The organism is Streptomyces sp. NPDC002520, assembly GCF_053595235.1.
In genome coordinates, this window is sequence record NZ_JBSFXG010000005.1 from 17,122 (window position 1) to 30,403 (window position 13,282).

Sequence of the window (13,282 nt, forward strand, 5' to 3'; positions counted from 1 at the left end):
CGGGGGAGTACGACAGCCCCGGGGCCCGGCGTGCGTGGTGCGGCTGGATCAGCCGGCGGGCAGTACCTTCCAGGAGCCCGTGCCGGTGCCGCGGTCGGTGTAGTGGCTGGTGGAGACGGAGTACTTGGCGCCGCCGCCCTGGTACGAGTGGCCGTTGGTGTCGAGGAAGCCGCCGTTGGCGGAGTTGTAGTCGTTGAGCAGATGCACGATGTCGTCGGTGCGGATGTGGCCGTCGGCCGGCGAGGACGTCTTGCCGAAGATGTGCCACCTGCCGGTGCCTGGACCCCGGTCCCTGGTGGCGGTGGCGGACACCTTGTACTTGGCGCCCGCATGGTCGGAGACGCCGTTGGTGTCGAGGTACGTGTGGTTGCCGTACTGGTTGACGAGGTAGATGACGTCGCCGCTGACGACACGGGTGCCCTCGGCCTTGCCGGTGGCGGAGACGACCTTCCACACCGAGGTGGCGGGGCCGCGGCTGTTGGGACGCTCGTTGGTGCTCACGTTGTAGGTGGCACCCGGCTGGTTGGAGTGGCCGTTGGTGTCGAGGTAGCCGCCGTCGCCCCCGTACCGGTTCTGCAGCAGGATGTCGCTGCCGTAGGTCAGGTCGCTGCCGGCCGCGGCGCCGGCGGCCGTCGTCGGCGCCGCGAACGAGGCCGCCGCCGCGGCCAGGGTCGCGGCGGTCGCGCAGGCCGCCAGACGCTGCTTGGTCGTACGGAACACAGAGTTCTCCCCATCGCTTTGCGTACACGATCGTGTACGAACAGTGAGTGTGGGCAAGGTGGGGAGGCGCTGTGACCACTTCGTGACTTTCGTTGCGTCAAACCCCTCGATACGGGGAAAAGCCTGCTTCGGTCGATTCCTGCCGATGCGGAACGCGCGAAGAGGGGCCGGAGCCACGCGGGCTCCGGCCCCTCTCCTGAGCGCGGGTCAGCGCTGCCCGAGTGCGGGTCAGCGCTTCTTCGGGTCCAGCAGGCCCGCGCGGCGCAGCGCGTCGGCCATGGCGCTGTTGGCGGGGGGCGGCGCCTGCCGTCCGCCCCGGTCGCCGCCACCGCGGCCCTGTCGCTGCCCCTGCCCCTGCCCCTGACTCTGGCGCTGCTGGGGCGGGCGGGCGCCGCCGCGCTGCTGGCCGCCGCCGCGCTGCTGCCGGGCGCCCTGGCCCTGCGGGGCGGCCTCGTCGTCCAGCCGCAGCGTCAGCGCGATCCGCTTGCGCGGAATGTCCACGTCCAGGACCTTCACCTTGACGATGTCGCCGGGCTTCGCGACATCGCGCGGGTCCTTGACGAACGTCTTCGACATCGCGGAGACGTGGACGAGGCCGTCCTGGTGGACGCCGATGTCCACGAACGCCCCGAAGGCCGCCACGTTCGTGACGACGCCCTCCAGGATCATCCCGGCGGACAGGTCGGAGATCTTCTCCACGCCCTCCTTGAAGGTGGCCGTCTTGAAGGCGGGTCGCGGGTCGCGGCCAGGCTTCTCCAGCTCCCTGAGGATGTCGGAGACGGTCGGCAGACCGAAGGTGTCGTCCACGAAGTCCGCCGGCCGCAGCGAGCGCAGCACGCCCGTGTTGCCGATGAGGGAGGCGACCGCCTGGCCCGTCGTCTTCACCATGCGCCGCACCACCGGGTACGCCTCCGGGTGCACGCTGGAGGAGTCCAGCGGGTCGGAGCCGCCCCGGATCCGGAGGAAGCCCGCGCACTGCTCGTACGCCTTCGGACCCAGCCGGGCCACCTTCTTCAGCTCGGAGCGCGAGGTGAAGGGGCCGTTCGTGTCCCGGTGCGCCACGATGTTCTCGGCGAGACCGGAGGAGATGCCGGAGACCCGCGAGAGCAGTGGCACGGACGCCGTGTTGACGTCCACGCCGACACCGTTCACACAGTCCTCGACCACCGCGTCGAGCGAGCGCGACAGCTTCACCTCGGACAGGTCGTGCTGGTACTGGCCGACACCGATCGACTTCGGGTCGATCTTCACCAGCTCGGCCAGCGGATCCTGCAGCCGGCGGGCGATGGAGACGGCGCCGCGCAGCGACACGTCCATGTCGGGCAGCTCCTGCGAGGCGTACTGCGACGCCGAGTACACCGACGCGCCCGCCTCGGACACCATCACCTTGGTGAGCTCCAGCTCCGGGTGCCTGGAGATGAGTTCACCGGCGAGCTTGTCGGTCTCCCGGGACGCCGTGCCGTTGCCGATGGCGACCAGGTCGACCGTGTGCTCCTTCGCCAGCCGCGCGAGCTTGGCGATCGCCTCGTCCCACTTGTTGGCCGGGACGTGCGGGTAGATCACGTCCGTGGCGACGACCTTGCCGGTGGCGTCGACCACGGCGACCTTCACGCCCGTGCGGAAGCCGGGGTCCAGGCCCAGCGTCGCGCGCGTGCCGGCCGGCGCGGCCAGCAGCAGGTCGCGGAGGTTCGCCGCGAACACGTTGACGGCCTCGTCCTCGGCCGCCGTACGCAGCCGCAGGCGCAGGTCGATGCCGAGGTGGACGAGGATCCGGGTGCGCCAGGCCCAGCGGACGGTGTCCGTCAGCCACTTGTCGGCGGGGCGGCCGCGGTTCGCGACCCCGAACTTCGAGGCGACGATGCCCTCGTACGACGACGGAACCGATGAGGACTCAGCGGCCTCCTCCGGCTCCAGGACGAGGTCGAGGACCTCCTCCTTCTCGCCGCGCAGCATCGCCAGGATCCGGTGCGAGGGCAGCTCGGTGAACGGCTCGGCGAAGTCGAAGTAGTCGGCGAACTTGGCGCCCGCCTCCTCCTTGCCCTCCCGCACCTTCGCGGCCAGCCGCCCGCGCACCCACATGCGCTCGCGCAGCTCGCCGATCAGGTCGGCGTCCTCCGAGAACCGCTCGGTCAGGATCGCCCGCGCGCCCTCCAGCGCGGCCTGCGGGTCGGCGACGCCCTTGTCGGCGTCCACGAACGCGGCGGCGGCGGCCGCCGGCTCGACCGCCGGGTCGCTCAGCAGCCCCTCGGCCAGCGGCTCGAGACCGGCCTCGCGCGCGATCTGCGCCTTGGTGCGCCGCTTCGGCTTGTAGGGGAGGTAGATGTCCTCCAGCCGTGCCTTGGTCTCGGCGCCCCGGATCCGCGCCTGAAGCTCCTCGGTGAGCTTGCCCTGCTCGCGCACCGACTCCAGGATCGCGGTCCGCCGCTCCTCCAGCTCCCGCAGATAGCGCAGCCGCTCCTCGAGCGTGCGCAGCTGCGCATCGTCGAGCATCTCGGTCGCTTCCTTGCGGTAGCGGGCGATGAAGGGAACCGTCGAGCCGCCGTCGAGCAGCTCCACCGCGGCCTTCACCTGCCGCTCCCGTACGCCGAGCTCCTCGGCGATCCTGCCTTCGATGGACCCTACTTCGAGGGACTCGGGTGTCGTCACGATCCCGTACCGCCTTCTCCACTCAGGTGTGCGCGGCAATTGTGGCAGGTGACACCGACAACGCGGGGTCAGGGCCGCAACACGCCGCTGTCGCGTCGTCCCCGTCGGCCGATGTCCGCGGCGCCTGTCCGTGGATGTCCCAAACGCCCGTCCGCCGGTGCCGGGGCGAGGATCGCCTCAGCCCGCCGACGGCACACTCCAGGTGAAGTGCGGCCGGCGGCGCTCCAGGAAGGCGGCAACGCCCTCGGCGGTGTCGCCGCTGCCGTGCGCCTGCTCCGCCCAGTGGGCGTCCCGATCGGTGCGGCCGTTCGCGAACTCCTTCGCGGCCGCCTGGGTGAGCTGGGAGCGGGACACCAGGACCCGGGTCAACTCCGCGACCCGCTTGTCCAGTTCGCCCTCGGGCAGCACCTCGTCCACGAGTCCGGTGCGCAGCGCCCGCCCGGTGTCGATCAACTCGCCCGAGAACAACAGGTACTTGGCGGCGGCCGGACCCACGAGGGACACCAGGCGCCGGGTCGAGGAGGACGGGTAGACGATGCCGAGCTTGGCCGGCGTCACCCCGAACAGCGCGCCCTCCTCCGCCAGCCGCAGGTCGCAGGCCGCCGCGAGCTGGGACCCGCCGCCCACGCAGTGGCCCCGGATCGCGGCGAGCGTCGGCTTGGGGAACGCGGCGAGGGCCTCCTCGGCGGTGACGGCCAGAGTCTGCGCCTCCTGGGGCGAGCCCTGGAGGGTGGAGATGTCGGCGCCGGCGCAGAAGGTCGCGCCCTCGCCGGTCAGCACCAGCGCCCGTACGCCGGGGTCGGCGGCGAGGCTGTCCAGCAGCGGGGGCAGGGCGCGCCACATCGCGGCGGTCATCGCGTTGCGCTTGGCCGGGTGACCGATGACGACGGTGGCGACGGAGTCGGTGACCTGGTGCGACAGCTGGGGCTCCATGCGCGGATCGTATCGGCCTGTCTGTGGGCCGCGGAGTGCCGTCCGTTACACCCCGGTGCGTCAAGACGCCCGTCAGAGGGGACAAAGGGAGAGTAAGTGTCGATCGGGGGCGGTCGAGGAGGTGGCCATGGCCAGGTCCGGGAAGCCTCGGAGCAGGGCGGGGAAGCTGCGCCGTGCGTTCAGCTGGCTCGCGGCACTCGGTGTGCTGCTCGTGCTCGCCGGACTCGTCGGCCTGGTCTACACGGGTGTGGCCACCCTGACCTCGATGCTCCTGTTCGGGTGGCTGCTGCTGATCGGCGGGGTGGTCGGGCTGCTGCACGCCGTCCAGGCCCGCGGAACGAGCTACTTCTGGCTCGGTGTGATCGTCGCCGCGCTGAACATCGCGGCCGGTGTCGTCGTCATCCGCATGCCCCACGCGGCGGCCGCCGCCCTCGCCATGTTCGCCGCGCTGCTGTTCCTCTCGGCCGGCCTGTTCCGGCTGGTCGGCAGTCTGGTGGTGCGCGGTCCCCAGTTCGGCTGGACGCTCCTGCTCGGCGCCTTCGACCTGCTGCTGGGCATCCTGGTCCTCGGCTCCTGGCCGAGCAGCAGCCAGTACGTCATCGGCGCCTTCTTCTCGCTCGCCCTGCTCTTCGACGGCCTCGGCCTGATCGCCACCGGGTACGGCGGCCGCCGTGTCGTCGGGCTCGTGGACGAGGGGGTACCGGCCAAACCCGTACAACACGAATAGTTCGCGAACCGGCGCGGGGGGAACAGGAACAGTCCTTCAAGTGACCATGTCATACGCCAACGATCAGAACCGTTCGATACCAGCTGACTTCTGCTCAGTCATCCGGGGTGAAGCGGCTCGTTACCAACACTCGACGTGTGGTGACAATCGAGCGTGAGGGTGGCGACCGGACGATGGACAACCATGGGCGCGGGGGCGTTCCGCGCCCGGCGGGGGGCACCGAAGGGCCGCCTCAGCCACTGCCGTACGAGGGTGTGTGGCGGTTCACCGCGGCCGCGGTGGACGCGTCGGTCCCGCAGGCGCGGCACGCCGTACGGGACCTGCTGCTGCGGCAGGGTGTACCGGTCTGCGACGACGTGGTGCAGGGACTGCTGCTGATCGTCTCCGAGCTGGTCACGAACGCGGTGCGGCACGCGGCGCTGCTGTCGCCGATGCTCGCCGTGGAGGTGGCCGTCGGGGCCGAATGGGTGCGGGTGTCGGTGGAGGACAACCACCCCTACCGCCCGACCGCCCTGGAGGCCGACCACGGCCAGACCGGCGGCCGGGGCCTGCTGCTGGTCCGGGAGGTGGCCCGGGAGGCGGGCGGAGTGGTGGACGTCGAGCACACGGCGAGTGGCGGCAAGGTGATCTGGGCCGCCCTGCCGCTCAAGCCCGCGACACTGCTGTAGGAAGTCCGGCGCCCCGCTCGCCGGGACCCCGCGGGGGGCTACCAGCCCGCGGACTCGCCCGTCAGCTCCCTGATCGCCGGGCGGGCCGCGTCCAGCACGGTCATGAACCAGGCCGAGAAGGGGTCCTGGGCGTGCCGCTCGGCCAGCTCGGCGGCCGTCACGAACGCCGTCGCGGCGACCTCCTCCGCGTCCGGCGCGGGCGGGGCCTGCACCATGCCGACGAACAGGTGGTTGTACTCCTGCTCGACCAGGCCCGAGGCCGGGTCCGGGTGGTTGTAGCGGACCGTGCCCGCCGAGGCCATCAGCGACGGCGAGACGCCCAGCTCCTCGTACGTCCTCCGGGCCGCCGCCGCGAACGGCGACTCACTGGGGTAGGGGTGACCGCAGCAGGTGTTGGACCACACACCGGGGGAGTGGTACTTGCCCAGCGCCCGCTGCTGGAGCAGCAGCCGGCCGTGCTCGTCGAAGAGGAACACCGAGAACGCCCGGTGCAGCTGCCCGGGCGGCTGATGCGCGGAGAGCTTCTCCGCGGTGCCGATCGTCACGCCCTTCTCGTCGACCAGTTCCAGCAAAATCGCCTCTGCGGTGCCGTTCGACGAGCTGTGCGTCTCGCTGGCAGGTGTGATCGGCATACCCATCCTTCGCCTCGGTCTTCGCACCCCAAGTCTGCCGTACGAATCCGGCACTCCTGTCACTCCCCGGCGCGTCCGCATGTCCCGCGCGCAGGTGGTGACCGGAGGGGGTCCGGTAGATCATCGTGCCCGTCGCCGGACCCCGGGAATCGTCACCGGGTGCCGAACAGAAGAGCGTGCCGTCAGTGGCACAGCCTCGACTCGTGCTCGGCGTGCCCGCCCGGCTCCAGCTGGAAGGTGCAGTGCTCCACGTCGAAGTGGTCGCCCAGGCAGCCCTGCAGCTCGTGCAGCATCTTCTCGTTGCCGATGGCGTTGAGCACGTCCGAGCTGACCACCACGTGGGCGGAGAGCACGGGCATGCCGGAGGTGATGGTCCAGGCGTGCAGATCGTGGACGTCCTCGACGCCCTCCAGGCCGAGGATGTGGGTGCGGACCTCCGCCATGTCGACGTTCTTCGGGGCCGACTCCAGCAGCACCTCCAGCGTCTCGCGCAGCAGCTTCAACGTCCTCGGGACGATCATCAGGCCGATGACCAGCGAGGCGATCGGGTCGGCGGGCTGCCAGCCGGTGGTGAGGATCACAGCCGCGGAGATCAGCACCGCCACCGAGCCCAGCGCGTCCGCGGCGACCTCCAGGAAGGCGCCGCGCACGTTCAGGCTCTCCTTCTGCCCGCGCATCAGCAGCGTCAGCGAGATGGAGTTAGCGACCAGGCCGATCAGACCGAACACGATCATCAGGCCGCCGCGGGTGTCCGCGGGCGTGACGAACCGCTGGACCGCCTCGTACAGGACGTATCCGCCGACGCCGAGCAGCAGCATGCAGTTGGCCAGGGCGGCGAGGATCTCGGCGCGGGCGAAGCCGAAGGTGCGGTTGGTGCTCGGCGGGCGGCTCGCGAAGTGGATGGCGAGCAGCGCCATGCCGAGGCCCACCGCGTCGGTCGCCATGTGGGCGGCGTCCGCGATCAGGGCGAGCGAGTCCGCGAGCAGACCGCCGACGATCTCGACGACCATGATCGTGAGCGTGATGCACAGCGCCGCCCGCAGCCGGCCGCGGTAGGCCGCCGCGGCCGTACCCGTGGGCGGCACATGGGTGTGCGCATGCCCGTGGTCGTGCCCTGCCCCCATGACGACTCCGCCCGTTCTTCTCGCGCCTTCTCGTGCCTGGCTCACAGTGAACTACTGGAGGGAGGTATCGGGCAACGCGGCACTGAACACCGTTGTCATGTGCCCTGACCTGCGTAAATGATCCGCAGGTCAGCGAGTCGCCCGGCGCATGGGCGCACGGGAGGGCGTGCGCAAGCTCACGTGCCGTGCTGCAGCTGCCAGCCCTGCCAGGCGGAGGTGATCATCTCGCGCACCCCGCGCCGGGCGCGCCAGCCCAGCTCCTCGGCGGCCCGCTCGGCCGAGGCCACGGCGCGCGGCGCGTCCCCCGGGCGGCGGCCCTCCACGACCGGCGGCCGCCGGTCGCCGGTGGCCTCCCCGATCACCGTGATCAGCTCGCGCACGGAGACGCCCTCGCCACGGCCGATGTTCAGCGTGAGATCACCCGCGAGATCCGCGTCGGCGAGCCGCCGCGCGGCCGCGAGATGCGCCTCGGCGAGATCGGCCACGTGAATGTAGTCACGGACGCAGGTGCCGTCCGGGGTCGGATAGTCGGCGCCGAAGATCCGTGGGGCCTCGTCGCGGGTCAGCCGGTCGAAGACCATCGGCACGATGTTGAACACACCGGTGTCCGTGAGTTCGGGCGCGGCCGCACCCGCCACGTTGAAGTAGCGCAGGCACACCGTGGAGATCCCGTGCGCCTTTCCCGCCGCCCGCACCAGCCACTCACCGGCCAGCTTGGTCTCGCCGTACGGGTTCACGGGCGCGCACGGGGTGTCCTCGGTGATCAGGTCCACGTCCGGGTTGCCGTAGACGGCCGCCGACGAGGAGAACAGCAGCCGGCGGATCCCCGCGCCGGCGGCCGCGTCCAGCAGCGTGGCCAGTCCGCCGACGTTCTCCCGGTAGTAACGGGTGGGCTCGGCCACCGACTCGGCGACCTGCTTGCGCGCCGCGAGGTGGACGACGCCCGTCACGTCGTACTCCGCGAAGACCCGCCCCAGCAGGTCCCCGTCCAGCGTCGAGCCCCCGACGAGCGGGACGTCCGCCGGGAGCCGCGCGGGCACGGCGGCCGACATGTCGTCCAGCGCCACGACCCGCTCCCCGGCGCCGGCCATGGCGTGCGCCACATGGGCTCCGATGTATCCGGCTCCGCCGGTGATCAGCCACGTCATGGTCGTCCACCTTATGCCGGTGGCGAGCCGTGTCCGGGATGCCGTGGGATGCCCGGCGCCGCGACCGTGGTTTGTGGGGCGGGCCCCCGATCACCGATGATGATCGCGGCAAAGGCAGGGGCAGCCTCCGTGGGCCGGGCCGTGAACGGTCGGTGAACACGGTCTTCCCGCCATCCGATACCCTCTGCCGACATGCCGCCCGGGTGCCGCAGGCAGGGGCGCCCCATCACGCAGAAGACCGGCGCCGACGCGCCGGCACCCAGGGAGTGAGTTTCGGTTTGTCGACCGCCATCGTCACCGGTCAGCCGGTCCCGGGATCGTCGCTCGAGAACGATCTGCGGTCGCTGGGCTTCGACGTGCGCGTGGCCGGTGACGCCGCCGAGGCGGAGTCCCTGCTCGCCACCGTCCCCGCCGACCGGCGGGTGGCCCTGGTCGACGCCCGCTTCGTCGGACACGAGCACGCGCTGCGCCTCGGCCTGACCGACCCCCGCTTCCCGCTCGCCGCCGTCACCGGCGCCGTCACGGCCCAGCCCGCCGCCCGGCAGGCGCTGACCCGGGCCCTGGCCCGCGAGACCTCGGCGAGCGGCGGCTCCCCGGTGCTCTCGGCCCCGTCCGAGCAGGCGGGCACCGCCGCGGTCGCCGTCGGCGGTCTCGCCGACCGTGTCGTCGCCGCCCTCGACGCCGACGGCGCCGAGGTGCACCGCCCCGAGCTGGGCAGCCTGGTCGCCGCCGTCCCGGCCGACCCGCAGGCCCGCAACGAGGCACGGCAGGCCGTCGCCGCCGTCGACGACGAGGCCGTACGCCTGAAGTCGGCGGTGAAGTCCCGCGACGGCTTCTTCACCACGTTCTGCATCAGCCCGTACTCGCGCTACATCGCCCGCTGGTGCGCCCGCCGGGGCCTGACCCCCAACCAGGTCACCACCGCCTCGCTGCTCACCGCACTCATAGCGGCGGCCTGCGCGGCGACCGGCACGCGCGGCGGCTTCATCGCGGCCGGTGCGCTGCTGATCGCCTCGTTCGTGCTCGACTGCACCGACGGCCAGCTCGCCCGCTACGCCCTGAAGTACTCCACCCTCGGCGCCTGGCTGGACGCCACCTTCGACCGGGCCAAGGAATACGCCTTCTACGCCGGTCTCGCCATCGGTGCCGCCCGCGGCGGCCATGACGACGTATGGGCCCTCGCGCTCGGCACGATGATCCTGCAGATCTGCCGGCACGTCGTGGACTTCTCCTTCAACGAGGCCAACCACGACGCCACCGCCAACACCAGCCCCACCGCGGCCCTGTCCGGCAAGCTCGACACCGTCGGCTGGACCGTCTGGGCGCGCCGGATAATAGTGCTGCCGATCGGCGAGCGGTGGGCGCTGATAGCCGTCCTCACCGCGGCCACCACCCCCCGTATCACCTTCACGGCGCTGCTCATCGGCTGCGCCCTCGCCGCCACGTACACCACGGCGGGCCGCGTGCTGCGGTCGCTGACCCGCAAGGCGAAGAGGACCGACCGGGCCGCCGGAGCGCTGGCGGCCCTCGCCGACAACGGCCCGCTCGCCGCCTTCGCGGCGCGCGTGCCACGCGCCCCCCTCGGTTCCCCGCTCCTGGTCGCGCTGAGCGGTGCGGCTGTTCTCGCGGTGTCCGTGCTCTTCGGGTTCTCCGGCTTCTCCGGCGTGACCTGGGCGCCGGTCGCGGGCGCCGTCGTCTACGCCTTCGCGTCCGGTCAGGCGCTGTACCGCCCGCTCAAGGGCGCCCTCGACTGGCTGGTCCCGCCGCTGTTCCGGGTCGCCGAGTACGGAACCGTCCTCGTCCTCGCGAGCAAAGCGGGGGTGAACGGAGCCCTTCCGGCGGCTTTCGGCCTGGTGGCCGCCGTCGCCTACCATCACTACGACACGGTGTACCGCATCCGCGGGAACGCCGGAGCTCCTCCGGCCTGGCTGGTGCGCGCCATCGGGGGGCAGGCAGGACGGACGCTGCTCGTCACCGTGCTGGCCACGCTGCTCACCGCCTCGCAGTTCCAGGTCGCGCTCACGGTCCTCGCCGTGTACGTGGCCCTCGTGGTGCTCGTCGAGAGCATCCGCTTCTGGGCGTCCGCAGGGGCGCCCGCCGTACACGATGAAGGAGAAACCGCATGATCGGCCTCGTGCTGGCGGCCGGCGCCGGACGGCGCCTGCGCCCCTACACCGACAGCCTGCCCAAGGCGCTGGTACCGGTGGGGCCCGCGGGCATAGACGGCGAGCCCACGGTCCTGGACCTGACTCTCGGCAACTTCGCCGAGATCGGTCTGACCGAGGTGGCGATCATCGTCGGCTACCGCAAGGAGGCCGTGTACGAGCGCAAGGAGGCCCTGGAGCAGAAGTACGGCCTCAAGCTCACCCTCATCGACAACGACAAGGCCGAGGAGTGGAACAACGCCTACTCCCTGTGGTGCGGCCGTGACGCCCTCAAGGACGGTGTGATCCTCGCCAACGGCGACACCGTGCACCCGGTCTCCGTCGAGAAGACGCTGCTCGCCGCGCGTGGCGAGGGCAAGAAGATCATCCTCGCGCTGGACACCGTGAAGTCCCTCGCGGACGAGGAGATGAAGGTCGTCGTCGACGCCGAGCGTGGCATGACGAAGATCACCAAGCTGATGGACCCCGCCGAGGCCACCGGTGAGTACATCGGCGTGACGCTGATCGAGGGCGACGCCGCCCCCGAGCTGGCCGACGCGCTGAAGACTGTCTGGGAGACCGACCCGCAGCAGTTCTACGAGCACGGCTACCAGGAGCTGGTGAACCGCGGCTTCCGCATCGACGTGGCGCCGATCGGCGACGTCAAGTGGGTCGAGATCGACAACCACGACGATCTCGCCAAGGGACGGGAGATCGCGTGCCACTACTGACCCGGCTCATTCCCTCGCCGGTCGTCGTGGACATCCGCCCGGGTGCCCTCGACGACCTGGCCGGCGTCCTCGCCGACGAGCGCATCTCGCACTCCGGGCGCCTCGCCGTCGCCGTCAGCAACGGCTCCGGCGCCACGCTGCGCGAGCGCATCGCGCCCTCGATGCCGGGCGCCACCTGGTACGAGGTCGGCGGCGGCACCCTGGACGACGCGATCCGGCTGGCCGGCGAGATGAAGTCCGGCCGCTACGACGCGGTCGTCGGCCTCGGCGGCGGCAAGATCATCGACTGCGCCAAGTTCGCGGCGGCCCGCGTGGGCCTGCCGCTGGTCGCGGTGCCGACGAACCTCGCGCACGACGGTCTGTGCTCACCGGTCGCGACGCTCGACAACGACTCGGGGCGCGGCTCCTACGGCGTGCCGAACCCGATCGCGGTCGTGATCGACCTGGACGTGATCCGCGAGGCCCCGGCCCGCTTCGTCCGGGCCGGCATCGGCGACGCCATCTCCAACATCAACTCGGTCGCGGACTGGGAGCTTGCCCACCGCGTCAACGGCGAGAAGGTCGACGGCCTCGCCGCGGCCGTGGCCCGCCAGGCCGGCGAGGCGGTGCTGCGCCACCCCGGCGGCATCGGGGACAACGACTTCCTCCAGGTGCTCGCCGAGGCGCTGGTCCTCACCGGTATCTCGATGTCGATCTCCGGTGACTCCCGGCCCGCCTCCGGGTCCTGCCACGAGATCAACCACGCCTTCGACCTGCTGTACCCCAAGCGGGCGGCGGCCCACGGAGAGCAGTGCGGGCTCGGCGCGGCCTTCGCGACGTATCTGCGCGGGGCGCACGAGGAGTCCGTGCACACCGCCGGGGTCCTGCGTCGGCACGGGCTCCCGGTGCTGCCGGAGGAGATCGGCTTCACGGTGGACGAGTTCGTCCACGTCGTGGAGTACGCCCCGGAGACCCGGCCCGGGCGCTACACGATCCTCGAACACCTCGACCTCAAACCGAACCAGATCAAGGACATCTACGCCGACTATGTCAAGGCCATCGGTAGCTGAACTCCGTCCGGTCGTCCACCCCGCGGGGGTGAAGGACCGGCGCAGCGGTGAGCACTGGGCGGGACGCCTCTACATGCGCGAGGTGTCCCTGCGCGTCGACCGCTACCTGGTGAACACCAGGGTCACGCCCAACCAGCTCACGTACCTGATGACCGTCTGTGGCGTGCTCGCGGCCCCGGCCCTGCTGGTGCCGGGGATCTGGGGCGCCGTCCTCGGCGTGGTCGCCACCCAGTTGTACCTGCTGCTGGACTGTGTCGACGGCGAGATCGCCCGCTGGAAGAAGCAGTACTCGCTCGGCGGGGTCTACCTCGACCGCGTCGGCGCCTACCTCACCGACGCGGCCGTCCTGGTCGGTCTCGGCCTGCGCGCCGCCGACCTGTGGGGCAGCGGCCGTATCGACTGGCTGTGGGCCTTCCTCGGCACCCTCGCCGCGCTCGGCGCGATCCTGATCAAGGCCGAGACCGACCTGGTCGGCGTGGCCCGCCACCAGGCCGGCAAGCCGCCGGTGCAGGAGGCGGCCTCGGAGCCGCGCTCGTCCGGCATGGCGCTGGCCCGCCGGGCCGCCGCCGCGCTCAAGTTCCACCGGCTGATCCTCGGCATCGAGGCCTCGCTGCTGATCCTGGTCCTCGCGATCGTCGACCAGGTGCGCGGCGACCTGTTCTTCACCCGGCTCGGCACGGCCGTCCTCGCCGGCATCGCCCTGCTGCAGACCCTGCTGCACCTGGTGTCCATCCTCGCCTCGAGCAGGCTGAGGTGACCG

The 13,282-nt window shown here is 71.5% G+C and carries 12 protein-coding genes; 6 read left to right on the forward strand and 6 right to left on the reverse strand.

Annotated elements, in window-relative coordinates; all coding sequences use genetic code 11:
- Positions 1-48: 48 nt before the first annotated feature.
- The 3 genes from ACWD5D_RS10055 to ACWD5D_RS10065 form a co-directional block, all read right to left on the reverse strand.
- Complete coding sequence (locus ACWD5D_RS10055) at positions 49-720, reverse strand: hypothetical protein (protein WP_451372331.1); 672 nt, start codon at positions 718-720, stop codon at positions 49-51.
- A gap of 228 nt (positions 721-948) precedes the next feature.
- Positions 949-3,366, reverse strand: a complete 2,418-nt coding sequence (locus tag ACWD5D_RS10060; RefSeq protein ID WP_451372332.1) for a Tex family protein — start codon at positions 3,364-3,366, stop codon at positions 949-951.
- Positions 3,367-3,543: 177 nt separating this feature from the next.
- The gene (locus ACWD5D_RS10065) at positions 3,544-4,299 is read right to left on the reverse strand and encodes an enoyl-CoA hydratase/isomerase family protein (RefSeq protein WP_451372333.1); all 756 of its coding nucleotides are present in this window, start codon (positions 4,297-4,299) and stop codon (positions 3,544-3,546) included.
- Positions 4,300-4,426: 127 nt separating this feature from the next.
- Here ACWD5D_RS10065 and ACWD5D_RS10070 point away from each other — a divergent pair, with 127 nt between their 5' ends.
- Together ACWD5D_RS10070 and ACWD5D_RS10075 are read left to right on the forward strand one after the other, a co-directional pair.
- Entirely contained in the window at positions 4,427-5,026 is a 600-nt protein-coding gene (locus ACWD5D_RS10070) for an HdeD family acid-resistance protein (protein ID WP_451372334.1), read from the forward strand.
- A 173-nt stretch (positions 5,027-5,199) separates the two neighbouring features.
- Positions 5,200-5,694 (forward strand): ATP-binding protein, encoded by a 495-nt coding sequence (locus ACWD5D_RS10075; RefSeq protein ID WP_451372542.1) that lies wholly within the window; start codon positions 5,200-5,202, stop codon positions 5,692-5,694.
- 38 nt (positions 5,695-5,732) lie between these two features.
- On the opposite strand, the gene idi is transcribed toward ACWD5D_RS10075, so the two are convergent.
- The 3 genes from idi to galE all read right to left on the reverse strand — a co-directional run bounded on the left by idi (position 5,733) and on the right by galE (position 8,598).
- Positions 5,733-6,326 (reverse strand): isopentenyl-diphosphate Delta-isomerase, encoded by a 594-nt coding sequence (gene idi, locus ACWD5D_RS10080; RefSeq protein WP_451372335.1) that lies wholly within the window; start codon positions 6,324-6,326, stop codon positions 5,733-5,735.
- A gap of 182 nt (positions 6,327-6,508) precedes the next feature.
- Positions 6,509-7,450, reverse strand: coding sequence for a cation diffusion facilitator family transporter (locus ACWD5D_RS10085; protein WP_451372336.1), 942 nt, complete (start codon positions 7,448-7,450; stop codon positions 6,509-6,511).
- Between the two features lie 176 nt (positions 7,451-7,626).
- Positions 7,627-8,598, reverse strand: a complete 972-nt coding sequence (gene galE / locus ACWD5D_RS10090; RefSeq protein WP_451372337.1) for a UDP-glucose 4-epimerase GalE — start codon at positions 8,596-8,598, stop codon at positions 7,627-7,629.
- A gap of 278 nt (positions 8,599-8,876) precedes the next feature.
- On the opposite strand from galE, the gene ACWD5D_RS10095 reads away from it, so the two are divergent.
- The 4 genes from ACWD5D_RS10095 to ACWD5D_RS10110 are packed head-to-tail and all read left to right on the forward strand — an operon-like array spanning position 8,877 to position 13,279.
- A complete protein-coding gene (locus tag ACWD5D_RS10095; RefSeq protein ID WP_451372338.1) occupies positions 8,877-10,724 on the forward strand; it encodes a DUF5941 domain-containing protein in 1,848 nt (615 codons plus the stop codon).
- Positions 10,721-11,473, forward strand: coding sequence for a phosphocholine cytidylyltransferase family protein (locus ACWD5D_RS10100; protein ID WP_451372339.1), 753 nt, complete (start codon positions 10,721-10,723; stop codon positions 11,471-11,473). The genes ACWD5D_RS10095 and ACWD5D_RS10100 overlap by 4 nt, the downstream gene beginning before the upstream one ends.
- A complete protein-coding gene (locus ACWD5D_RS10105; RefSeq protein WP_451372340.1) occupies positions 11,461-12,522 on the forward strand; it encodes an iron-containing alcohol dehydrogenase family protein in 1,062 nt (353 codons plus the stop codon). The genes ACWD5D_RS10100 and ACWD5D_RS10105 overlap by 13 nt, the downstream gene beginning before the upstream one ends.
- Complete coding sequence (locus ACWD5D_RS10110; RefSeq protein ID WP_451372341.1) at positions 12,500-13,279, forward strand: CDP-alcohol phosphatidyltransferase family protein; 780 nt, start codon at positions 12,500-12,502, stop codon at positions 13,277-13,279. The genes ACWD5D_RS10105 and ACWD5D_RS10110 overlap by 23 nt, the downstream gene beginning before the upstream one ends.
- The last annotated feature ends 3 nt before the right edge of the window (positions 13,280-13,282 follow it).

Bases quoted from the DNA above. Each gene is read 5' to 3' on its own strand.
- ACWD5D_RS10065 (WP_451372333.1), bottom strand. From the start codon at position 4,299: ATGGAGCCCCAGCTGTCGCACCAGGTCACCGACTCCGTCGCCACCGTC.
- ACWD5D_RS10070 (WP_451372334.1), top strand. From the start codon at position 4,427: ATGGCCAGGTCCGGGAAGCCTCGGAGCAGGGCGGGGAAGCTGCGCCGT.
- ACWD5D_RS10075 (WP_451372542.1), top strand. From the start codon at position 5,200: ATGGACAACCATGGGCGCGGGGGCGTTCCGCGCCCGGCGGGGGGCACC.
- idi (WP_451372335.1), bottom strand. From the start codon at position 6,326: ATGCCGATCACACCTGCCAGCGAGACGCACAGCTCGTCGAACGGCACC.
- ACWD5D_RS10085 (WP_451372336.1), bottom strand. From the start codon at position 7,450: ATGGGGGCAGGGCACGACCACGGGCATGCGCACACCCATGTGCCGCCC.
- galE (WP_451372337.1), bottom strand. From the start codon at position 8,598: ATGACGTGGCTGATCACCGGCGGAGCCGGATACATCGGAGCCCATGTG.
- ACWD5D_RS10100 (WP_451372339.1), top strand. From the start codon at position 10,721: ATGATCGGCCTCGTGCTGGCGGCCGGCGCCGGACGGCGCCTGCGCCCC.
- ACWD5D_RS10110 (WP_451372341.1), top strand. From the start codon at position 12,500: ATGTCAAGGCCATCGGTAGCTGAACTCCGTCCGGTCGTCCACCCCGCG.